The 25,303-nt window shown below is 72.0% G+C and carries 1 protein-coding gene; it reads right to left on the reverse strand.

Annotated elements, in window-relative coordinates; translation table 11 throughout:
* Positions 1 to 20 precede the first annotated feature (20 nt).
* Positions 21 to 25,274, reverse strand: coding sequence for an SDR family NAD(P)-dependent oxidoreductase (locus tag ACIBH1_RS15455; protein WP_397314380.1), 25,254 nt, complete (start codon positions 25,272 to 25,274; stop codon positions 21 to 23).
* Positions 25,275 to 25,303 lie beyond the last annotated feature (29 nt).

Here is a 25,303-nt window from a genome sequence, read left to right on the forward strand (position 1 = left end):
CAGCAGAAGCGCACAGGGGGTCAGGAGACTTCGAGCTCGTTGTCGATGAAGGCGAACATCTCGTCGTCGGTGGCCATCTCGAAGTGCTCTGCCGTACCCGGGCCGTTGAGCCCGGTCAGCAGGTCCTTCAGGCGGGCGACCAGCCGGTTTCGTGCGGTGCTCTCCTCGTCGAGGCCCGCCACCGTGCTCTCGATCTTGTCGATCTCGGCGAAGAGCCGCAGGATCTGCGCCTCCTCGTCGTGAGCGCCGTCGAAGTGACTCATCAGGTACTCGATCAGTTCGATCGAGGTGGGGTAGTCGAAGACCAGCGTGGCCGGGAGCCGCAGTCCGGTGACGGCGGCCAGGCGGTTCCTGAACTCCACCGCGGTGAGGGAGTCGAAGCCCAGGCTCTGGAACTGGCGCTGTGGTTCGATGGCCGAGGCGTCGGAGAAGCCGAGCACCGTCGCGGCCTGGCCGCGCACCAGGTCGGACAGGGCCGCCTGCCGCTCGGCGGTGGTCATCTCGGCCAGCCGCTCGGCCAGCCCGTCGAGGGCGCCCGCGCGGGCCGTCCCCGTCCGCGACGCGGCCCTGGCCTGGACGAACCGGGCGGCGACCAGAGCGGGCAGCTCGTGGCGCAGTCCGGCGTCGAACAGGGCCAGGCCGTCCGCGACCGTGAGCGGCTTGAGTCCCATGCGCTCCATGCGGCGCAGGTCGGCCTCGGTCAGGTCGCCCGCCATGCCGCCGGCCTCCCACAGGCCCCAGGCCAGCGAGGTGCCCGCCAGTCCCTGGGACCTGCGCTGCTGGGCGAGGGCGTCCAGGAAGGCGTTGGCCGCGGCGTAGTTGCTCTGGCCGGCGCCGCCGAGGACTCCTGACAGGGAGGAGAAGACCACGAACGCCGACAGGTCGAGGTCGCGGGTGAGCTCGTGCAGGTGCCAGGCGGCCTCGGCCTTGGGCCGCAGCACCGTCTCCAGCCGCTCGGGCGTCAGCGCGGTGATCACGCCGTCGTCGAGGACTCCCGCCGCGTGCACCACGCCCTGGAGCGGGAGGCCGGCCGGGATGCCCGCGATCAGCCCGGCCAGTGCTTCCCGGTCTCCCACGTCGCAGGCCGCGACGGTGACCGTCGTGCCGAGCCCGGTCAGCTCGGCGACGAGTTCGGCGACGCCGGGTGCCTGCTCGCCGCGCCTGCTGGCCAGCAGCAGGTGTCCGACGCGATAGGTGCCGGCCAGGTGCTTGGCCACCAGCGCGCCGAGCCCGCTCGTGCCGCCGGTGACCAGGACCGTGCCGTCGCGGCCGAACTCCAGGAGCTCGTCGTCCGGCTTGGCCGCCCGGGTCAGGCGGGCCGTCCACACCGTGCCGGAGCGGATCGCCACCTGGTTCTCGCCGGTGGCCAGGGCCCGGTCGACCGTCCTGGCGTCGAGCGCGCTGTCTTCGAGGTCGAGCAGGACGAACCGGTCGGGCTGCTCGGCCTGCGCCGCGCGCACCAGACCCCACACCGCCGCCTGCGCCGGATCCGGCATCCCACCCGTCGCGTTCCTGGTGACCAGCACCAGCCTCGACGAGCCGTACCGCTCATCGGCCAGCCACTCCTGCACCAGCCCCAGCGCCTCCCGCACACCACCAGGCACCTCGACCAGCACACACTCGGCCACCGAACCGTCCAGCGACTCCACCGCCACCCAGCTCGGGGCGAGCGCGGAGCCCGCGGGGATCTCGCTCCATTCGAGCCGGTAGAGGTTCTGCGCCGCGGTGCTGCCCAGGCTCGCCGTGCTCAGGGCGCGGAGGGTCAGCTCCCCGATGTCCGCCACCGGCGTTCCGCTGCCGTCCGCGACGGCCAGCGACAGGCCGACGTTCCCGGCGTTGGTGCTCTTGGTGGCCTTCACGCGGAGCGTGGTGGCTCCCGTCGCGTGGACGCTCACGCCGTTCCAGGCGAAGGGCAGGTACGGCTTGCCGGGCTCGGGCTGCGGCAGCAGGTCGCCGAGCGCACTGGCGTGCAGCGCGGCGTCCAGCAGAGCCGGGTGCACCCCGAACCGGGCGGCCTCGGCGTGCGCCTCCTCGGGAAGGACGATCTCGGCGAACACCTCGCCCGGCCGCGCCCAGGCGCGGGCCAGGCCCTGGAAGGTCGGCCCGTACTCCAGGCCGATCCGCGCCATATCGTCGTAGAGGTCGTCGACGGTCACCGGCTGCGCGTCGGCCGGGGGCCAGACCGCGACATCGAAGCCCGGCTCCGTCACCTCCGCCGACAGCTCGCCCTGCGCGTGCAGCGTCCAGCCGTCGGCGTCCTGAGCTCGGGAGTGGATCGCCACCGCGCCACCACCGGCCACCACCTGAACCTGGACGCTGCCGCTCTCGGGGAGCACCAGCGGTGCCTGCAGGGTCAGCTCGCGGACCTGCGGGCTGCCCAGTTCTTCACCCGCCCGCACCGCCAGCTCCACCAGTGCCGTCCCTGGGACGATGACCATCCCGTTGACCACGTGATCGGCCAGCCATGCGTGCGTCGCCGTCGACAACCTGCCGCTGAAGACCACCGACTCGCCACCCGCGACCTCCGTCATCGCGCTCAGCAGCGGGTGATCGATCGCGGCCAGGCCCGCCGCGTCCATGTCACCGGCGCCCGCCTGCCCCGCCACCCAGTAACGCTCGCGCTGGAAGGCGTAGGTGGGCAAGTCAACGCGGACCGGTGCGGCCGGGGCGTAGAAGGTGTCCCAGTCGACCGCGATGCCGCGGACCTGCAGCTGGGCGAGGGCCTTGGCCAGCGCCTGCGGGCCGTCGCCGTCGCGGCGTGAGGCCGGGACGAAGACGCCGTCCTGAACACTCTGCTGGGCCAGGACGGTGAGTGTGGTGTCCGGGCCGATTTCCAGGAAGACGTTCGCCTGGCTGGCGACGACCCCGTCGGCGAAGCGGACCGCGTCGCGCACGTGCCGCACCCAGTAGCCCGGGTCGGTCACGGAACCGCTGGACATGATCGGGATCGACGGCTCGTTGAACGTCAACTGGGAGACGACCTGCTCGAAAGCGTCCAGCATCGGGTCCATGAGCGGCGAGTGGAAGGCGTGCGACACCTTCAGGCGGCGCGTGCGTGCCTGCACCAGTCCTGCGATCTCCTCGATCGCGGTCTCGCTGCCGGAGACCACGACGGCCTGCGGTCCGTTGACCGCCGCGATGCCGATGTCCGGGCAGCCGTCCAGCAGCGGCAGGATGTCGGCTTCCGAGGCTGCGACGGCCAGCATCGCGCCTCCCTCGGGCAGTGCCTGCATCAGCTCGGATCGGGCGGTGACCAGGGTGCACGCGTCCGCCAGGGACAGCACCCCGGCCACGTGCGCGGCGGCGATCTCGCCGACGGAGTGACCCACGAGCACGTCCGGGGTGACTCCGAAGGAGGTCAGGAGGCGGTACAGCGCCACCTCGAAGGCGAACAGCGCCGGCTGCGTCATCCCCGTCTGGTTCAGCGCCTCGGCCGGACCGTCGAACATGGTCTCGCGCATTCCGGCCGGGAGCAGGGCGCACACCTCGTCGAGGGCTTCGGCGAACACCGGGAACGCCTCGGCCAGCTCGCGGCCCATGCCGGCCCACTGGCTGCCCTGACCGGCGAACAACATCGCCAGCCGGGCGCGCCCGCGCACCAGCCCGGACTCCACGACCGACTCGTCCTGCTCGCCCTCGGCCAGCGCCGACAGGGCCCGCAGCAGGGCGGCGCGGTCGGCGCCGACCACGGCGGCCCGCTGTTCCAGGAGCGCCTTGCCGGTGGCCAGCGACCAGCCGACGTCGGCGGGCTCCAGCTCGGGCCGGGCCATCACCCATGACCTGAGCTGCCTCGCCTGGGCCCGCAGCGCCGCCACCGACTTGGCGGACAGCAGCCACGGCAGGGCGGGCAGATCCGCGCCAGGCGCCCTCTCCGGCTCGGCGGGTGACTCCTCCAGGACGACGTGGGCGTTGGTGCCGCTGATCCCGAAGGAGGAGACGGCGGCGCGGCGGGGACGGTCCGCGGCCTCCCACGGGCGGGCCTCGGTGAGCAGTTCGACCGCGCCGGCCGACCAGTCGATGTGCTCGGAACGGGTCTCGGCGTGCAGCGTCTGCGGCAGGATGCCGTTGCGCAGCGCCATCACCATCTTGATCACGCCGGCCGTACCCGCGGCCGCCTGGGCGTGGCCGATGTTCGACTTGATCGAGCCGAGCCACAGCGGCCGGTCCTCCGGCCGGTCCTGGCCGTAGGTGGCGATGATCGCCTGGGCCTCGATCGGGTCGCCCAGCACCGTTCCCGTGCCGTGCGCCTCGACGGTGTCGACGTCCACGGCCGACAACCTGGCGTTGGCCAGGGCCTGGCGGATCACCCGCTGCTGCGAGGGTCCGTTCGGCGCGGTCAGGCCGTTGCTCGCGCCGTCCTGGTTGACGGCGCTGCCACGGACGACGGCGAGGATCTGGTGGCCGTTGCGCCGGGCGTCCGACAGCCGCTCGACCAGCAGCATGCCCACGCCCTCCGACAGGCCCACGCCGCCTTCGGCCTGGGCGAAGGCGCGGCAGCGGCCGTCGGGCGACAGGTTGCGCTGGCGGGCGAACTCGACGAACGTCCACGGCGTGGCCATGATCGTCACGCCGCCCGCGAGCGCCAGGTCGCAGTCGCCCGCCCGCAGCGCCTGCACGGCCAGGTGCAGGGCCACCAGCGACGAGGAGCACGCGGTGTCCACCGTCATCGCGGGACCCTCGAACCCGAAGGTGTAGGAGACGCGGCCGGAGGCGACGCTGCCCGAGTTGCCGGTGCCGATCAGTCCTTCGAGCTCCTCGGGCACCGCGCCCAGCTGGGTGGCGTAGTCGTGGTACATCACTCCGGCGAAGACGCCCGTACGGCTTCCGCGCAGCGTGTGGGGGTCGATCCCGGCCCGCTCGATCGCCTGCCAGGAGCTCTCCAGCAGCAGGCGCTGCTGCGGGTCCATCGCCAGGGCCTCGCGCGGGCTGATCCCGAAGAAGCCGGGGTCGAACTCCGCCGCGCCGTACAGGAAGCCGCCGTGCCGGGCGTAGGAGGTGCCGCGGTTGGCGGGGTCGGGGTCGTAGAGCTTGGCCAGGTCCCAGCCGCGGTCGGTGGGGAACTCGCCGATCGCGTCACCCGCCTGGGCGACCAGGCGCCACAGGTCCTCGGGCGATTCGACGCCGCCGGGGTAACGGCAGGCCATGCCCACGATCGCGATGGGCTCGTCGTCGCCAGCCGACACGCGGGAGGCGACCGCGATCTCCCGCTTGCCGAGCAGCTCGCCCGCCAGGAAGGGGACGAGCACGGCCTGGGTCGGGTAGTCGAAGATCAGCGTGGCGGGCAGCCGCATGCCGGTGACCGCGCTGAGCCTGTTGCGGAACTCGACCGCCATCAGCGAGTCGAAGCCCAGCTCCTGGAAGGAGATGCCCTCGTCGAGGGCGGAGGCGTCGGAGAAGCCGAGCACCACGGCCAGCTGGTCGCGGACCAGGTCTTCCAGTACGGCCTGCTGTCCGGCCGGCGGCAGCGCCGCCAGCTGCTGCTTCAGGGTGGCCGCCGCTTCGGAGGCCGCCGTCACCACGCGCCGCGCGGGAGCCGAGATCAGGCCGCGCAGCAGGGGCGGCAGCGCGTCCGCGTGGGCCGCCAGGACCTTGAGGTTGAGCTGGGCGGGGACCAGCGTGGCCGCTCCGTTGCCGAGTGCGGCGTCGAAGAGGGTCAGGCCGTCCTCCGCCGTGAGCGGGTCGACGCCGGAGCGCGCGAGGCGCCGCAGGTCGGCTTCGTCGAGGTCGGCCAGTCCGCCCTCGCGCCACAGGCCCCAGGCCAGCGACGTGCCCGCCAGCCCCAGCCCCCGACGATGCTCGGCCAGCGCGTCCAAGAACGCGTTGGCCGCCGCGTAATTGCCCTGGCCAGGGCCGCCTAGGACACCCGCCAGCGACGAGAACAACACGAACGCTCTCAAATCGAGGTCGCGGGTGAGCTCGTGCAGATGCCAGGCCGCCTCGGCCTTAGGCTTCAGCACCGCCTCCAACCGCTCGGGCGTCAACGCGGTGATCACACCGTCGTCCAACACGCCCGCCGCGTGCACCACACCCTTCAGCGAAGGCACCGACGCCACCAGCGCCGCCACCGCCTCGCGATCGCCCACGTCGCAGGCCGCCACTCTCACCGTGGCACCCAGCCCGGACAGCTCCTCCACCAGCTCGGCCGCACCCGGAGCCCGATCACCGCGCCGGCTCACCAGCACCAGCTCACGCACCCCGTACACCGACACCAGATGACGAGACACCAGCGCACCCAGGCCACTCAGGCCACCGGTCACCAGCACCGCACCCTCAGGACCGAACACCGGCTCCAGTGTGTCCTGGGGCGGGGTGGTGCGGGCCAGTCGCGGCACCCACACCGCGCCGTCGCGTACCGCGACCTGCGCCTCGCCGGACGCCAGCGCCCGGCCCACCAGGGGCTCGTCGAGCGTCCCGGCTTCGAGGTCGAGCAGGACGAACCGATCCGGCTGCTCGGCCTGCGCCGCACGCACCAGACCCCACACCGCCGCCTGCGCCGGATCCGGCATCCCACCCGTCGCGTTCCTGGTGACCAGCACCAGCCTCGACGAGCCGTACCGCTCATCGGCCAGCCACTCCTGCACCAGCCCCAGCGCCTCCCGCACACCACCAGGCACCTCGACCAGCACACACTCGGCCACCGAACCGTCCAGCGACTCCACCGCCACCCAGCTCGGCGCCTGCGCCGGACCGGACGGGGCAGCGCTCCACTCGACCTGGAACAGCTTGTTCCTGAGGCCGGTGGTGCGGGGGGTGTCGAGTTGTCCGACGGCGACCGGGCGCACGGCCAGCGAGGCGACCGTCGCGACGGGCAGGCCCGCGGTGTCCATCAGCTTGAGCGAGACCGCGCCCTGGGCCAGCAGCGCGATCCTGATGCGCAACCGTGTGGCGCCCGAGGCGTGCAGCGCCACGCCGTTCCAGGCGAAGGGCAGCGAGGGGCGTCCCGGCTCGGAGTCGGCCACGAACCCGCCCAGGGCGGTGGCGTGCAGCGCGACGTCGAAGAGCGCCGGGTGCAGCCCGAACCTGGCGGCGTCGCGCGCCATCGTCTCGGGCAGTGCCAGCTCGGCGAAGACCTCGTCGTCCTTGCGCCAGGCGGCCTGCAGCCCGCGGAAGGCGGGACCGTAGTTCAGGCCCATGGCCGCGAAGTCGTCGTAGAGGCCGTCCATGCTCACGGCCTGCGCGCCCTCCGGCGGCCAGACCTCCTCGGCCTCCGGTACGGCGGCGCCGGACCTGGCCAGGATGCCGGCGGCATGCTGGGTCCAGGGCTCGTCCTGCGCGTCCTGCGGCCGGGAGTAGATGTTGAGGTTCCTGCGCCCGTCGTCGTCGGGTCCGGCGACGGCCACCTGCAGCTGGATCGCCCCGCGCTCGGGCACGATGAGCGGCGCCTGCAGCGTCAGCTCCTCCAGCAGGTCGCAGCCGACCTCGTCGCCCGCCCGCACGGCCAGTTCCACGAACCCGGTGCCGGGCAGCAGCACGGTCCCGTTGACGGCGTGGTCGACCAGCCACGGGTGGGTGGCGATGGACACGCGTCCGGTGAGCACCGTCGCGCCGTTCTCGGCCAGTCCGGTGGAGGCCCGCAGCAGCGGGTGCCCGGTCGCCCAGAGTCCGAGGCTCTCGGCGTCGGCCGCTCCACCGGTCTCCAGCAGCCAGTAGCGCTGGTGCTGGAAGGCGTAGGTGGGCAGGTCGACCCGTCCGGGCCTGGCGGGGGCGACGGCCAGGGTCCAGTCGACCTCGCCGCCGCGCACCCACAGTTCGGCCGCGCTGGTCCACATCCGGCGCAGCCCGCCGTCGTCGCGGCGCAGCGTGCCGACGACCGCGGCGTCGGAGGCTCCCTCCAGGCTCTCCTGGACGCCGATCTTGAGCACCGGGTGGGCGCTGCACTCGACGAAGAAGCGGAAGTTCTCCTGCGCCAGGGTCTCGACGGCGGGGCCGAAGCCGACCGTCTCGCGCAGGTTCTCGTACCAGTAGGCGCCGTCGGCCTCGATGCCCTCCAGCCAGAGGCCTCTGACCGTCGAGTACCACGGGGTGTGGCTGATGCGGGGGGCGACCGGGGCCAGCAGGCCCGCCAGGTCGTCCTTGATCGCGGTCACGTGCGCCGAGTGCGAGGCGTAGTCCACCTCGATCCGCTTGGCCCGCTCGTTGCCGGCCAGCAGCTCGTCCAAGGCGTCGACGTCACCGGAGACGACGGTGGAGGAGGGGCCGTTGATCGCCGCGATGGAGATCCGGCCCTGCCAGCGCTCCAGCTGCTCGGCCACCTCGGCGGCGGGCAGCGGCACCGACACCATCCCGCCCCGGCCCGCCAGCGCGATGATCGCCTGGCTCCGCAACGCCACGACGCGGGCGCCGTCTTCCAGGGACAGCGCCCCGGCCACCACGGCGGCGGCGATCTCGCCCTGGGAGTGGCCGATCACCGCGGCCGGTTTGACGCCGACCGACTGCCACACAGCGGCCAGGGAGATCATCATCGCCCACAGGACCGGCTGGACCACGTCCACCCGGTCGAAGCCGGGCTGGCCGTCCTCGCCGCGCAACACGCCCGTCAGCGACCAGTCCACGAACGGGGCGAGCGCCACCTCACATTCGGCCATCCGCTGGGCGAACACCGGGGAGGAGTCCAGCAGTTCCACGCCCATGCCCGGCCACTGCGAGCCCTGGCCGGGGAAGACGAACACGGTCTTGCCGTCGCCGGTGGCCACGCCGGTGACGACCGCGCCGCTGACGCCGCCTTCGGCCAGCGCCGCCGTACCGGACAGCAGCTCGGCGTGGTCGGCGCCGACGACCACCGCACGATGGTCGAACACCGACCTGGAGGTCGCCAGCGAGTGGGCGACGTCGGCGTCGGCGGGACTGCCCGCTTCCGCCCAGGCCGCCAGTCGCCCGGCCTGGTCGCGCAGCGCCTCGCCGGACTTGGTCGACAGCGCCCACGGCACCACCGGCAGCTCGGTTGCCGCCCCGGACTTGGCGGGCGCGGGCGTGGGAGCCTCCTCCAGGACCACGTGCGCGTTGGTGCCGCTGACCCCGAAGGAGGAGACCGCGGCGCGGCGCGGGTGCTCGCCCGTCTGCCACGTCCTGGGCTCGGTGAGGAGTTCCACCGCTCCGGCGGACCACTCGACGTGCGGGCTGGGCTCGTCCACGTGCAACGTCTGCGGCAACACGCCGTGGCGCATCGCCATCACCATCTTGATCACACCCGCCGCACCCGCGGCGGCCTGGGTGTGACCCAGGTTCGACTTGATCGAACCCAGCCAGACGGGCAGGTCCCGGTCCTGGCCGTAGGTCGCGATCAGCGCCTGCGCCTCGATCGGGTCGCCCAGCGGGGTGCCGGTGCCGTGCGCCTCGATGGCGTCCACGTCGGCGGGCGACAGGCCCGCGTTGGCCAGCGCCTGCCGGATCACCCGCTGCTGCGAAGGACCGTTCGGCGCCGTCAGACCGTTGCTGGCGCCGTCCTGGTTGACCGCGCTGCCGCGCACCACGGCGAGGATCTGGTGGCCGTTGCGCTGGGCGTCCGACAGCCGCTCGACCAGCAGCATGCCGACGCCCTCGCTCCAGCCCGCGCCGTCGGCCCCGGCCGAGAAGGCCTTGCAGCGGCCGTCGACGGACAGGCCGCGCTGGCGGCAGAACTCGATGAAGGTGCCGGGAGTCGCCATCACCGTGACGCCTCCGGCCAGGGCCAGATCGCATTCGCCGGCCCGCAGCGCCTGCACCGCCAGGTGCAGGGCCACCAGCGACGAGGAGCAGGCCGTGTCGACGGTGACCGCCGGGCCTTCCAGGCCGAAGGTGTACGACACCCGCCCCGAGGCGACGCTGCCCGAGTTGCCGGTGCCGATCAGCCCTTCGAGCTCGTCCGGGATCACGGTCAGCTGGGAGGTGTAGTCGTGGTACATCACGCCCGTGAACACGCCGGTACGGCTGCCGCGCAGCTGGTTCAGGCGGATCCCGGCACGCTCGATGGCCTCCCAGGAGGTTTCCAGCAGCAGACGCTGCTGCGGGTCCATCGCCAGGGCCTCGCGCGGGCTGATGCCGAAGAAGCCGGGGTCGAAGTCGGCCGCGTCATACAGGAAGCCGCCGTGCCGTACGTAGGAGGTGCCTCGGGTGTCGGGATCGGGGTCGTAGAGCTTGTCGAGGTCCCAGCCGCGGTCGGTGGGGAACTCGCCGATGGCGTCCGTGCCCGACACGACGAGCTGCCACAGGTCCTCCGGCGACAACACGCCGCCCGGGTAGCGGCAGGCCATGCCCACGATCGCGATCGGCTCGTCGTCGGATGGCGCCCGGGTGACGGCGACCGCTCCGGCCGCCGCCTCGCCGCTGAGCTCCCCGGCCAGGTACTCGGCCACCGACCGCGCGTTCGGGTAGTCGAAGACCAGCGTCGCCGGCAGCCGCAATCCCGCGACCGCCATCAGCCTGTTGCGCAGCTCGACCGCGGTCAGCGAGTCGAAGCCCAGCTCCTGGAAGGCCCGGTCCGGCTGGATCGCCGACGCTGACGCGTGTCCGAGCACGGTGGCGACCTCCTGCCTCACCGCGTCCAGCACGATCTCCAGCCGACGTGTCTCGTCCGTTCCGGCGAGCCGCTGCGCCAGTGCAGAACCGCCCGCCCGTGCGGCCCGTCTTGCCGGGGCGCGCACCAGGCCGCGCAGGAGCGCAGGCAGGCTCTCGGCGCGCGAGCGCAGCGCCGTCGTATCCACGCGGAGTGGTACCAGCGTTGCCGCACCGCTGGTCAGACCGGCGTCGAAGGCGGCAAGGCCCTCCTCCACCGACAGCGGTGGCAGGCCTTGGCGGCGCATACGTTCGAGATCGGCCTCGCTCAGCCAGCCGCTCAGCCCGGTCTCGGCATCCCACAGCCCGTAGGCCAGCGACGTCGCCGCCAGCCCCTTGGCCCTGCGGAACTGCGCCAGCCCGTCCAGGAACACGTTCGCCGTGGCGTAGCTGCCCTGCCCGGCGGCCAGGACCAGCCCGCCGGCCGAGGAGAACAGCACGAACGCCGACAGGTCGAGGTCGCGGGTCAGCTCGTGCAGATGCCAGGCGGCATCGGCCTTCGGGCCGAGGACTCCGTCGAACCGTTCGGGGGTGAGGGATGCGACCAGCCCGTTGTCCGCCACTCCTGCGGCGTGCACCACGGCCCTCAGCGGGCGATCAGCGGGGACGGAGTCGATCAGCGAGGCCAGGGCCTCTCGGTCGCTCACGTCGCAGGCGGCGACGGTGACCGTCGTGCCGAGCTCGGTCAGCTCGGCGACGAGCTCGGTGACGCCGGGCGCTTGTTCGCCGCGCCTGCTGGCCAGCAGCAGGTGTCCGACGTGGTGGGTGCCGGCCAGGTGCTTGGCCACCAGCGCGCCGAGTCCGCCCGTGCCACCGGTCACCAGTACCGTGCCGTCGAGCTCCAGGACCGTCTCGTCCGGCCTGGCCGCCCGGGTCAAACGAGGCACCCACGCCTCGCCGTCACGGATCGCCGCCTCCGGCTCACCCGAACCGACCACCGCACCCAGCATCCGCCAGGTCTCATCACTCTCATCCACATCCACCAGCGCGAACCGGCCGGGATTCTCCGCCTCGGCCGCCCGCACCAGACCCCACACCCCGGCGACACCGAGATCCACATCCCCGGCCCCGCCCACCGCCACCGCGCTGTGCGTCACCACCACCAGCCGAGAACCGGCATACCGCTCATCGGCCAGCCACTCCTGCACCACCGCCAGCACACCCGCCGCCGACTCCCGCACCGCACCCGGCACGTCCGCCACCGGCGAATCCACCACGAACACCACCGACTCCGGCACCACGCCACCCGAAGTGCGCGCCACCGACAGATCCACCAGCTCCACCGGCTCGACCTGAGCAGTGGAGAGCGCGGTCCAGGTCACCTCGTGGAGGGAGGTGAGGCCGGTGCCCGTGCTCGCGATCGTCAGGGCACGGACGGTGAGGTCCTCGATGTCCGCCACGGGTGTTCCGTTGCCGTCCGCGATGGCCAGTGTGACGCTGGTGCTTCCCGCACTCGTGTTCTTGGTGGCCTTCACGCGGAGCGTGGTGGCTCCCGTGGCATGGACGCTCACGCCGTTCCAGGCGAAGGGCAGGTACGGCTTGCCGGGCTCGGGGTCGGGCAGCAGATCGCCGAGCGCACTGGCGTGCAGCGCGGCATCCAGCAGGGCCGGGTGCACCCCGAAGCGACCCGCTTCGGCATGCGCCTCCTCGGGAAGGACGATCTCGGCGAACACCTCACCCGGTCGCGCCCAGGCGCGGGCTAGGCCCTGGAAGGTGGGGCCGTACTCCAGGCCGATCCGCGCCAGGTCGTCGTACAGGCTGTCGACCGTTACCGGCTGCGCGTCGGCCGGGGGCCAGACCGCGACATCGAAGCCCGGCTCGGCAAGGTCAGCGGACAGCTCGCCCTGCGCGTGCAGCGTCCAACCGTCGGCGTCCTGGGCTCGGGAGTGGATCGCCACCGCGCCACCACCGGCCACCACCTGAACCTGGACGCTGCCGTTCTCGGGGAGCATGAGTGGTGCCTGCAGGGTCAGCTCGCGGACCTGCGGGCTGCCCAGTTCCTCGCCCGCCCGCACCGCCAGCTCCACCAGCGCGGTTCCCGGGACGATGACCATCCCGTTGACCACGTGGTCGGCCAGCCACGGCTGGGCCTTGACCGACAGCCGGCCGCTGAAGACCACCGACTCGCCACCCGCCACCTCCGTCACCGCGCTCAGCAGCGGGTGATCGATCGCGGCCAGGCCCGCCGCGTCCACGTCGCCCGCGCCCAGCTGCACGCCGACCCAGAAGCGGTCGTGCTGGAAGGCGTAGGTGGGCAGGTCGACGTGGGGGGTGGGGGTGAGGATCGCAGTCCAGTCGATGGTGGTGCCGTGGGTGTGGAGGGCGCCCAGGGCTTCGATGAGCGAGCGGACCTCGTCGCGGTCCTTGCGGGCCGTGGGGACGAAGACGCCCTCGTCGAGGCACTGCTGTGCCAGGGCTGTGAGGGTGGTGTCCGGGCCGATCTCCAGGAAGAGGTGGGCCTGGCTGGCCGCTATTCCGTCGGCGAAGCGTACGGCGTCGCGCACGTGCCGCACCCAGTAGGCGGGGTCGGTGACCTGGCCAGTGGACATGATCGGGATGGATGGCTCGTTGAACGTCAGCTGGGAGACGACCTGCTCGAAGGCGTCCAGCATGGGGTCCATGAGCGGCGAGTGGAAGGCGTGCGACACCTTCAGGCGTCGGGTGCGCGCGTCCACGAGGGCCGCGATGTCCTCCACCGCGGCCTCGCTGCCGGAGATGACGACCGAGGCGGGGCCGTTGACGGCGGCGATGCCGACATCGGTGCGGCCTTCCAGCAGCGGCGCCACTAAGGCTTCGGGGGCGGCGATGGCCAGCATCGCACCGCCTTCAGGCAGCGCCTGCATCAACTCGGCGCGGGCGGTGACGAGGGTGCATGCATCGGTCAGGGACAGCACCCCGGCGACGTGTGCGGCGGCGATCTCGCCCACAGAGTGCCCGACCAGCACGTCCGGGGTGACGCCCAGCGAGGTGAGCAGCCGGTAGAGCGCGACCTCGAAGGCGAACAGCGCCGGCTGGGTCATGCCGGTCTGGTTCAGCGCCTCGACGGGACCAGCGAACATGGTCTCCCGCAGCTCAGGCGGGAGCAGGGCGCACACCTCGTCGAGGGCTTCGGCGAAGACCGGGAAGGCTGCGGCCAACGCCTGGCCCATGCCGACCCGCTGACTGCCCTGACCGGCGAACAGCATCGCCAACCGGCCGCCCGCTGCGCTCGCCGTACCGCTCTCGGCCAAAGCCCGCAGGCCCGCCACCAGCTCGGCCCGGTCCGCACCCACCACCACAGCGCGCTGCTCCAGCAGCGCCCGACCGGTGGCCAGCGTCCACGCCGGGTCCACCTCCGGCCACTCCTCGGCCCACTCTGCCAACCGGGCAGCCTGCGCCCGCAGCGCCTCAGGAGTCTTGGCCGACAGCAGCCACGGCGACACCGGGAGCTCATTGGTACTCGGCTCGGGCTCCTCCGCCCGAACCTCCTCGATGATCACGTGCGCGTTCGTGCCGCTGATCCCGAACGAGGAGACCGCGGCCCGACGGGGGTGACCGTTCTGCTGCCAGGCGACCGGCTCGGTCAGCAGCTCCACGGCCCCCGCCGACCAGTCGATGTGTCCCGATCGCTCCTCGGCGTGCAGGGTGCGAGGGAGGACGCCGTGCCGCATAGCCATGATCATCTTGATCACGCCACCGACTCCGGCGGCGGCCTGGGTGTGACCGATGTTGGACTTCAGCGAGCCGAGCCACAGCGGCCGGTCACGGTCCTGCCCATAGGTCGCGATCAGCGCTTGGGCCTCGATCGGGTCGCCCAGCACGGTCCCCGTGCCATGCGCCTCGACCGCGTCCACATCGGCGGTCGACAGCCCGGCGCTCGCCAGCGCCTGACGGATCACCCGCTGCTGCGAAGGACCGTTCGGCGCGGTCAGGCCATTGCTCGCACCATCCTGGTTGACCGCGCTGCCTCGCACCACGGCCAGGATCTGGTGCCCGTTACGCTGCGCGTCGGACAGCCGCTCGACGAGCAGCACGCCGACGCCCTCGCCCCACGCCGTGCCGTCCGCCGAGGCGCCGAAGGACTTGCACCGGCCATCGGGAGCCAGGCCACGCTGCCGGGAGAACTCAATGAACGTGCCGGGCGTCGACATCACCGTGACGCCACCGGCCAGGGCCAGATCACACTCGCCCGAGCGCAGGGCCTGCGCCGCCAGGTGCAGCGCCACCAGCGACGACGAGCACGCGGTGTCCACCGTCATCGCGGGGCCCTCGAACCCGAAGGTGTAGGACACGCGGCCGGACACCAGGCTTCCGCCGCTCGTCGACGCGGGGGCGCCGAGACCGTAGTCGTGGTACATCACGCCCGCGAACACGCCGGTACGGCTACCGCGCAGCTCGACGGGGCTGACTCCGGCCCGCTCCATCGCCTCCCACGACGCCTCCAGCAACAACCGTTGCTGCGGGTCCATGGTCAGCGCCTCGCGCGGGCTGATGCCGAAGAAGCCGGGGTCGAAGTCGGCGGCGTCGTAGAGGAAGCCGCCGTGCTTCACGTAGGAGGTGTCCTTGCTCTCCGGATCCGGGTTGTAGATCCTCTCCACGTCCCAGCCGCGGTCGCCGGGGAACTCGGAGATGGCGTCCGTGCCGGAGGCCACCAGGTTCCACAGCCCTTCGGGGGTCAGCACGCCGCCGGGGTAGCGGCAGGCCATGCCCACGATCGCGATCGGCTCGTCCGCCGCCCCGACGCCCCGGGTCACCGTCTGCTCGACGGTTCCGCCCGCCAGCTCGGAGGCGAGATACTCCGCGACCGCCTGGGCGGTCGGGTAGTCGAAGATCAGGGTCGCGGGCAGCCGCATGCCGGTGACCGTGCTGAGCCGGTTGCGGAACTCGACCGCGGTGAGCGAGTCGAAGCCGAGGTCCTGGAAGGCCCGATCGGCCGCGACCGCGTCCTTGGTGTCATGCCCGAGGACCGTCGCCACCTCCTGGCGTACCAGGTCGGACAGGACCGACCGCCGTTCGGCCGGTTCCATGGCGGCCACCCGTGCCGCGAGCCCGGTGGCGCCCGCCTTGGGCGGCGCCGCGCGGTTGGTGACCCTCGTCTGAGCGAACTTGGCCGCGATCAGCGCGGGGTTCTCGTGCCCCAGGGCGGCGTCGAACAGCGCCAGGCCCTCCGCTTCCGAGAGCGGCTTGAGCCCCAGGCGCGCCATGCGCCGGACTTCGGACTCGGTGAGCTCCTCGGCCATACCGCCGATCTCCCACAGGCCCCAGGCCAGCGACGTGCCCGCCAGCCCCAGCCCCCGACGATGCTCGGCCAGCGCGTCCAAGAACGCGTTGGCCGCCGCGTAATTGCCCTGCCCAGGACCGCCCAGCACACCCGCCAGCGACGAGAACAACACGAACGCTCTCAAATCGAGGTCGCGGGTGAGCTCGTGCAGATGCCAGGCCGCCTCGGCCTTAGGCTTCAGCACCGCCTCCAACCGCTCGGGCGTCAACGCGGTGACCACACCGTCGTCCAACACGCCCGCCGCGTGCACCACGCCCTTCAGCGAAGGCACCGACGCCACCAGCGCCGCCACCGCCTCGCGATCGCCCACGTCGCAGGCCGCCACCCGCACCGAAGCACCCAGCCCCGACAACTGCTCCACCAGCTCGGCCGCACCCGGAGCCCGATCACCGCGCCGGCTCACCAGCACCAGCTCACGCACCCCGTACGCCGACACCAGATGACGAGACACCAGCGCACCCAGGCCACTCAGGCCACCGGTCACCAGCACCGCACCCTCAGGACCGAACACCGGCTCCGAGCCCGCGTCCTCCGCCTGGCCGTGAGTCTCGTTCGGACGCGCCTCCGCTGTAGCCGCCGCGCGGGCCAGGCGGGGCGTCCACACCGCGCCGTCGCGGACAGCGACCTGCGTTTCGCCCGACGCCAGCGCCCGGCCCACGAGAGACTCGTCGAGGGCTCCAGCTTCGAGGTCGAGCAGGACGAACCGGCCCGGCTGCTCGGCCTGCGCCGCGCGCACCAGACCCCACACCGCCGCCTGCGCCGGATCCGGTCCCTCGCCCGCGACCGAAACAGCGCCGCGAGTCACGAGGACCAGGCGCGACGACGTGTACCGGTCATCGGTAAGCCACTCCTGCACCAGCCGCAGCGCGTCGTGCACCCCGGCCGACGCTTCGACCAGCACGCACTCGGCCACGGTCCCGTCCAGCGACTCGACCGCGACCCAGCCCGGTACCTGCGCGGGACCGGCCGGGGCCGCGGCCCACTCGAGCCGATGCAGCGAGTCGGATCGGCGGCCTGCGGACAGCTGCTCAGCGGTGATCGGGCGGACGGACAACGCTCCCACCGACAACACCGCCGACCCGGCCTCGTCAGCCACGGCCAACGCCACCGCGTTGTCCCGCGCCTGCGTCAACCGCACCCGAACCGATGCCGCACCGGCCGCGAAGAGCTCCACTCCAGCCCACGAGAACGGCAGGACCAGCCGGCCGTCGCCCGCCACCAGCTGTGCGTGCAGCGCAGCGTCCAGCAGAGCCGGGTGCACCCCGAAGCGACCCGCTTCGGCATGCGCTTCCTCTGGTAGCGCCACCTCGGCGAAGACTTCGTTGTCCCGCCGCCATACCGCGCGAAGTCCCTGGAAGACCGGCCCGTACTCGTATCCCATTCCGAGCAGCACGTCATACGCATCCGCGACGTCGACCGGCTGCGCGCCCGTCGGCGGCCATTGCGTCAGGTCGAAGCCCGCCGACGCGCTCTCCGCGGTCAGGAATCCCTCGGCGTGACCCACCCAGGCCGCGCCCGGGTCGCCTTCCGGACGCGTGTGAACCGACACCGGCCGGCCGCCCGACTCCTCCGAGCCGACCACGACCTGCACCTGCAGACCGCCGTCGGCCGGAAGCACCAGGGGAGCCTGCAAGGTCAGTTCCTGCACCGCGGGCCGGCCCACCTCTGCGCCCGCCCGCAATGCCAGTTCGAGCAGTCCTGCGCCGGGGAGCAGCACGGTGCCGTTCACCGCGTGGTCGGCCAGCCAGGGCTGAGATTGGAGGGAGAGGCGTCCGCTGAAGATGACTGCCTCGCCGCCCGCGACCTCGGTTACCGCGCTCAGCAGCGGGTGATCCAGGCCGCCCAGGCCGACGCCCAGCATGTCGCTGGTCTCGACCTTGACGGGGGACCAGAAGCGCTGGTGCTGGAAGGCATAGGTCGGCAGGTCGACGTGCTTGGCCGGGGTGACGATCGTGGTCCAGTCGATCTCCACGTTGTGGGTGTGGAGGGTGCCGAGGGCTTCGACCAGCGAGCGGGCCTCGTCGCGGTCCTTGCGCGCTGTGGGGATGAAGACGCCCTCGTCCAGGCTCTGTTGGGCCAGGGCTGTGAGGGTGGTGTCCGGGCCGATCTCCAGGAAGACGTTCGCCTGGCTGGCCACAATCCCGTCGGCGAAGCGGACCGCGTCGCGCACGTGGCGCACCCAGTAGCCAGGGTCGGTCACGTTCGACATGATCGGGATCTGCGGCTCGTGGAAGGTCAGCCGGGAGACGACCTGCTCGAAGTCGGCCAGCATCGGATCCATCAGCGGCGAGTGGAAGGCGTGCGACACCTTCAGGCGTCGGGTGCGCGCGTCCACCAGGGCCGCGATCTCCTCCACCGCGGTCTCGCTGCCCGAGATCACCACCGACGCCGGGCCGTTGACCGCCGCGATACCGACATCGGAGCGGCCCTCCAGCAGGGGAAGAACCGCCGCTTCGGGGGCGGCGATGGCCAGCATCGCACCGCCCTCGGGCAGCGCCTGCATCAACTCGGCACGGGCAGTCACCAGCGTGCATGCATCGGCCAAGGACAACACCCCGGCGACGTGCGCGGCGGCGATCTCACCGACCGAGTGCCCGACCAGCACGTCCGGGGTGACACCCAGAGACGTCAGGAGCCGGTAGAGCGCGACTTCGAAGGCGAACAGCGCCGGCTGGGTCATGCCCGTCTGGTTCAACGCCTCGACCGGGCCAGCGAACATCGTCTCCCGGAGAGAACCAGGCAGGAGAGCACACACTTCGTCGAGGGCTTCGGCGAACACCGGGAAGGTCGCCGCCAGCTCGCGGCCCATGCCGACCCGCTGACTGCCCTGACCGGCGAACAACATCGCCAAGCGGCCACCCGACGAGCTCGCCGTACCCAGGGCCCGCAGGCCCGCCACCAGCTCGGCCCGATCCGCGCCCACCACAGCAGCCCGCTGCTCCAAGGTCGACCGGGTGGTCAGCAGCGACCACGCGACGTCGCCCACTTCCAGCTCAGGCCGCTCCTCGACCCACGACGCGAGCCGGGCAGCCTGCTCCCGCAGCGCCTCGGGCGTGCGAGCCGACAGCAGCCACGGCGACACGGGAAGGGCACCCTCAACCGACTCGGGCTCCTCCGCCACCGGCCCCTGCTCGATGATCACATGCGCGTTCGTCCCGCTGATTCCGAACGACGACACCGCCGCCCGACGGGGACGATCCTCCACATCCCAGGCCCGAGCCTCGGTCAACAACTCGACCGCACCCGCCGACCAGTCGACGTGCTCCGAACGACTCTCGGCATGCAACGTGCGCGGCATGACACCGCTACGCAGCGCCATCACCATCTTGATCACACCGGCGACACCAGCAGCCGCCTGCGCATGCCCGATGTTCGACTTCAGCGACCCCAGCCACAGCGGCCGCTCACGGTCCTGCCCGTAGGTCGCGATGATCGCCTGGGCCTCGATCGGGTCGCCCAGCACCGTTCCCGTGCCGTGCGCCTCGACCAGGTCGACATCCGCGGTCGACAGCCCGGCACTCGCGAGCGCCTGCCGGATCACCCGCTGCTGAGAGGGCCCGTTCGGCGCCGTCAGACCGTTGCTCGCACCGTCCTGGTTGATCGCGCTGCCCCGGAGCACGGCCAGCACCTGGTGGCCGTTGCGCCGCGCGTCCGACAGCCGCTCGACCAGCAGCACGCCGACACCCTCGGCCCAGCCGGCCCCATCAGCGGAGGCGCCGAACGACTTGCATCGGCCGTCGGGAGCCAGGCCGCGCTGGCGCGAGAACTCGATGAACATGCCCGGCGTCGACATCACGGTCACGCCACCGGCCAGCGCCAGATCGCACTCGCCCGAGCGCAGCGCCTGGGCCGCCCAGTGCAGCGCCACCAGCGACGACGAACACGCCGTGTCGACCGTGACCGCAGGACCTTCCAGCCCCAGCGTGTACGACACGCGCCCCGACACCAGGCTGCCGCCGCTGGTGCTCGCCGGGGTGCCGAGACCGTAGTCGTGGTACATCACGCCCGCGAACACGCCCGTACGGCTACCGCGCAACCCCACCGGATCCAGCCCGGCCCGCTCGATCGCCTCCCACGACGTCTCCAGCAACAACCGCTGCTGCGGATCCATCGCCAAAGCCTCACGCGGCGAGATCCCGAAGAAGCCGGGATCGAACTCCGCCGCGTCGTACAGGAAGCCGCCGCGCCGCGTGTAGGTGGTGCCCTGGCTGCTCGGGTCGGGGTTGTAGATCCTCTCCATGTCCCAGCCGCGGTCGGTCGGGAACTCACCGACGGCGTCCGTGCCGGACATCACCAGCCGCCACAGGTCCTCCGGCGACAACACGCCGCCCGGGTAGCGGCAGGCCATGCCCACGATCGCGATCGGCTCGTCATCGGTGACCGTCCTGGCGACCGCGACAGCCCGGGACGAAGCCTCACCGCTGTACTGCTCGGCCAGGTACTCGGCCACCACCCGCGCGTTCGGGTAGTCGAAGACCAGCGTCGCCGGCAGCCGCAGCCCCGACACCGCGATCAGGCGATTACGCAGCTCGACCGCGGTCAGCGAGTCGAAGCCCAGCTCCTGGAAGGCGCGATCCGGCTGGATCGCCGACGCCGACGCGTGCCCCAGCACGGAGGCGACCTCGTGGCGTACGACCTCCAGCACGATCTCCAGCCGACGCGTCTCGTCCGCTCCGGCGAGCCGCTGCGCCAGCGCAGAACCGCCCGCCCGTGCCACTCGCCGTGCAGGGCTGCGCACCAGACCGCGCAGCAACGCCGGCAGCTCCCCGCCTCGGGAACGCAGCGCCGCCGCGTCCACCCGTAGCGGCACCAGCACCGCCTCACCGCTGGTCAGACCGGCGTCGAAGGCAGCAAGGCCCTCCTCCACCGACAGCGGCGGCAGCCCCTGGCGGCGCATGCGCTCCAGATCGGCCTCGCTGAGCCAGCCGCTCAGCCCGGTCTCGGCATCCCACAGCCCGTAGGCCAGTGAGGTCGCCGCCAGCCCCTGAGCCCGACGCACCTGCGCCAGCCCGTCCAGGAACACGTTCGCCGCCGCGTAGCTCCCCTGCCCAGCGGCCAGAACCAGCCCACCCGCCGACGAGAACAGCACGAACGCAGACAGATCGAGATCACGGGTCAGCTCGTGCAGATGCCAGGCCGCGTCCACCTTCGGAGTCAGCACCCTGTCGAACCGCTCGGGAGTCAGCGAGGCGACCAGGCCGTTGTCAGCCACACCTGCCGCGTGCACCACGGCCCTCAGCGGGCGGTCAGCCGGAATGGCGGCGATGAGCTCGGCCAGCGCATCGCGGTCACCGACGTCGCAGGCCGCGACGGTCACCTGGGCGCCCAGCTGCCACAACTCGGACACGAGCTCGGTGACGCCCGGAGCCTGCTCGCCGCGCCGACTGGCCAGCAGCAGATGGCTCACCCCGTGGGAACCGGCCAGATGTTTGGCCACCAGCGCACCGAGTCCACTCGTGCCACCTGTCACCAGCACCGTGCCGTCGAGCTCCAGGACCGCCTCTTCCGACCTGGCCGCCCGAGCCAGACGAGGCACCCACGCCTCGCCATCACGGATCGCCGCCTCCGGCTCACCCGAACCGACCACCGCACCCAGCATCCGCCAGGTCTCATCACTCTCGTCGACGTCCACCAGCGCGAACCGGCCGGGATTCTCCGCCTCGGCCGCCCGCACCAGACCCCACACCCCGGCGACACCGAGATCCACATCCCCAGCCCCGCCCACCACCACCGCGCTGTGCGTCACCACCACCAACCGAGAACCGGCATACCGCTCATCGGCCAGCCACTCCTGCACCACCGCCAGCACACCCGCCGCCGACTCGCGCACCGCACCCGGCACGTCCGCCACCGGCGAATCCACCACGAACACCACCGACTCCGGCACCACGCCACCCGAAGTGCGCGCCACCGACAGATCCACCAGCTCCACCGGCTCGACCTGAGCAGTGGAGAGAGGCGACCACTCGATGTGCTGGAGCGAGTCGGATCGGCGGCCGGCGGACAGCTGCTCGGCGGTGATCGGGCGGACGGACAACGCCTCCACCGACAACACCGCAGATCCAGCCTCGTCAGCCACGGCCAACGCCACCGCGTTGTCGCGCACCTGCGTCAACCGCACCCGAACCGACGCCGCACCCGAAGCGAACAGCTGCACCCCGGCCCACGAGAACGGCACCACCAATGGCCCGTCGGCCGCCACCAACTGCGCGTGCAGCGAGGCGTCCAGCAGAGCCGGGTGCACCCCGAAGCGGCTCGCTTCGGCATGCGCTTCCTCCGGCAGCGCCACCTCGGCGAAGACTTCGTTGTCCCGCCGCCATACCGCGCGCAGGCCCTGGAAGACCGGCCCGTACTCATATCCCATTCCGAGCAGCACGTCATACGCATCCGCGATCTCGATCGCCTGCGCTCCGACCGGCGGCCACTGCGCCAGGTCGAAGCCCGCCGACACGCTCTCCGCGGCGAGGAAACCCTCAGCGTGGCCCACCCATGCCGCAGCCGGATCGCCTTCCGGACGCGTGTGAACCGACACCGGACGGCCACCCGACTCCTCCGAGCCGACCACGACCTGCACCTGCAGACCACCCTCGGCCGGGAGCACCAGCGGAGCCTGCAACGTCAGCTCCCGCACCAGCGGCCAGCCCACCTCGGCACCCGCCCGCAGCGCCAGCTCCAGCAGCCCCGTCCCCGGGACCAGCACGGTGCCGTTCACCGCGTGGTCGGCCAGCCACGGCTGAGCCTGCAGAGACAGGCGCCCGCTGAAGATGACCGACTCGCCACCGGCGACCTCGGTCACCGCGCTCAGCAGCGGGTGGTCGATCGCGCCGAGTCCCGCATCCGCCACGTAGCCCGCCACGGCCTGTGTGGTGATCCAGAAGCGCTGGTGCTCGAACGCGTAGGTCGGCAGGTCGACGTGCTTGGCCGGGGCGACGATCGACGCCCAGGAGATCGGCACGTTGTGGGTGTGGAGGGTGCCGAGCGCTTCGACCAGCGAGCGGACCTCGTCGCGGTCCTTGCGGGTGGCGGGGATGAACACGCCCTCGTCCAGGCATTGCTGGGCCAGGGCGGTGAGGGTGGTGTCCGGGCCGATCTCCACGAACACGTTCGCCGCAGAAGCCGCCACGCCATCGGCGAAGCGCACGGCGTCACGCACATGCCGCACCCAGTAGGCGGGGTCGGTCACGGAACCACTCGACATGATCGGGATCGACGGCTCGTTGAACGTCAGACGCGAGACGACCTGCTCGAAGGCATCCAGCATCGGATCCATCAGCGGCGAGTGGAAAGCGTGCGACACCTTCAAGCGGCGCGTGCGCGCCTGCACCTGGCCAGCGATCTCTTCAATCGCGGCTTCGCTGCCGGAGATCACCACCGAGGCGGGGCCGTTGACGGCGGCGATGCCGACATCGATGCGGCCCTCCAGCAGCGGCGCCACCGCAGCTTCAGGGGCGGCGACGGCCAGCATCGCGCCGCCTTCAGGCAGCGCCTGCATCAGCTGCGCGCGGGCCGTGACGAGTGTGCATGCATCGGCCAGCGACAACACGCCCGCAACGTGCGCGGCGGCGATCTCGCCCACCGAGTGCCCGACGAGCACGTCGGGGGTGACACCCAGCGAGGTCAGCAGACGGTAGAGCGCTACTTCGAAGGCGAACAGCGCCGGCTGCGTCATGCCGGTCTGGTTCAGCGCCTCGACCGGACCCGCGAACATCGTCTCCCGCAGTCCGGCCGGAAGCAGCACGCACACTTCGTCGAGCGCCTCGGCGAACACCGGGAACGCAGCCGCCAGCTCAGCGCCCATGCCGACCCGCTGACTCCCCTGCCCGGCGAACAACATCGCCAACCGGCCACCCGCTGCGCTTGCCGTACCCAGGGCCCGCAGGCCCGCCATCAGCTCGGCCCGATCCGCACCCACCACAGCAGCCCGCTGCTCCAGCGTCGACCGAGTGGTCAGCAACGACCACGCGACGTCGCCCACTTCCAGCTCAGGCCGCTCCTCGACCCACGAAGCCAGCCGGACAGCCTGCTCCCGCAAAGCCTCCGGAGTCCGGGCCGACAACACCCACGGCGCCACGGAAAGCCGGGTCTCGGCCGCCTCCGGCTCCTCATCCACCGGCCCCTGCTCGATGATCACATGGGCGTTCGTCCCGCTCACACCGAAGGACGACACCCCGGCCCGGCGCGGACGATCCTCCACATCCCACGCCCGAGCCTCGGTCAGCAGCTCGACAGCCCCCGCCGACCAGTCGACGTGCGGAGAGGGGGCATCCACATGCAAGGTCCGCGGAAGCACGCCGTGCCGCATCGCCATGACCATCTTGATCACACCGGCCACACCCGCAGCCGCCTGCGCATGCCCGATGTTCGACTTCAACGACCCCAGCCACAACGGCCGCTCACGATCCTGCCCATAGGCCGCGATCAGCGCCTGCGCCTCGATCGGATCCCCGAGCGTGGTGCCGGTGCCGTGCGCCTCGACCACGTCGACATCAGCCGGAGCCAGCCTGGCATTCGCCAGCGCCTGACGGATCACCCGCTGCTGCGAAGGACCGTTCGGCGCCGTCAGACCGTTGCTCGCACCATCCTGATTGACCGCACTCCCCCGCAGCACGGCCAGCACCCGGTGCCCGTGACGCCGCGCGTCCGACAGCCGCTCGACCAGCAGCATGCCCACACCCTCGGCCCAGCCGGTGCCGTCGGCCGAAGCGGAGAACGCCTTGCACCGCCCGTCCACCGACAGCCCTCGCTGCCGCGAGAACTCCACGAAGGTCCCTGGCGTCGCCATGACGGTCGCCCCGCCGGCCAGCGCCAGGTCGCACTCCCCCGAGCGCAGCGACTGCGCGGCCAGGTGGAGCGCCACCAGCGACGACGAGCAGGCCGTGTCGACGGTGACCGCGGGACCCTCGAACCCGAACGTGTACGACACCCGCCCGGAGGCGATGCTGCCCGAGGTGCCGGTGCCGATGAGCCCTTCAAGCTCGGCAGGCGTGGAAGCGGAGGCGTAGTCGTGGTACATCACGCCCGCGAACACGCCGGTACGGCTGCCGCGCAGGGCGTCGGGGTCGAGGCCGGCGCGCTCGATGGCCTCCCACGACGTCTCCAGCAACAACCGCTGCTGGGGGTCCATCGCCAGAGCCTCGCGCGGCGAGATCCCGAAGAAGCCGGGATCGAAGTCGCCCGCGTCGTAGAGGAAGCCGCCGTGCCGCGAGTAGGTGGTGCCGCGGCTGCTGGGGTCGGGGTCGTAGAGCCGCTCCAGATCCCAGCCACGGTTGGCGGGCAGTTCTCCGATGGCGTCCGTGCCGGAGGCCACCAGCTCCCACAGGTTCTCCGGCGAGAGCACGCCACCGGGATAGCGGCAGGCCATCCCCACGATCGCGATCGGCTCGTGCGCCGCGTCGGTGAGGGAACGGTTCTGCGCGCGCAGCCGTTCCGTCTCCTTCAGGGAGGAACGCAGGGCCTCGATGAGCTTGGTGTCGTTCGCAGTCATTCTCGCCTCGTACTCTTCGCGCTGCCGGT

The sequence above is a fragment of the Nonomuraea sp. NPDC050663 genome (assembly GCF_044456985.1).
Lineage (GTDB): Bacteria > Actinomycetota > Actinomycetes > Streptosporangiales > Streptosporangiaceae > Nonomuraea.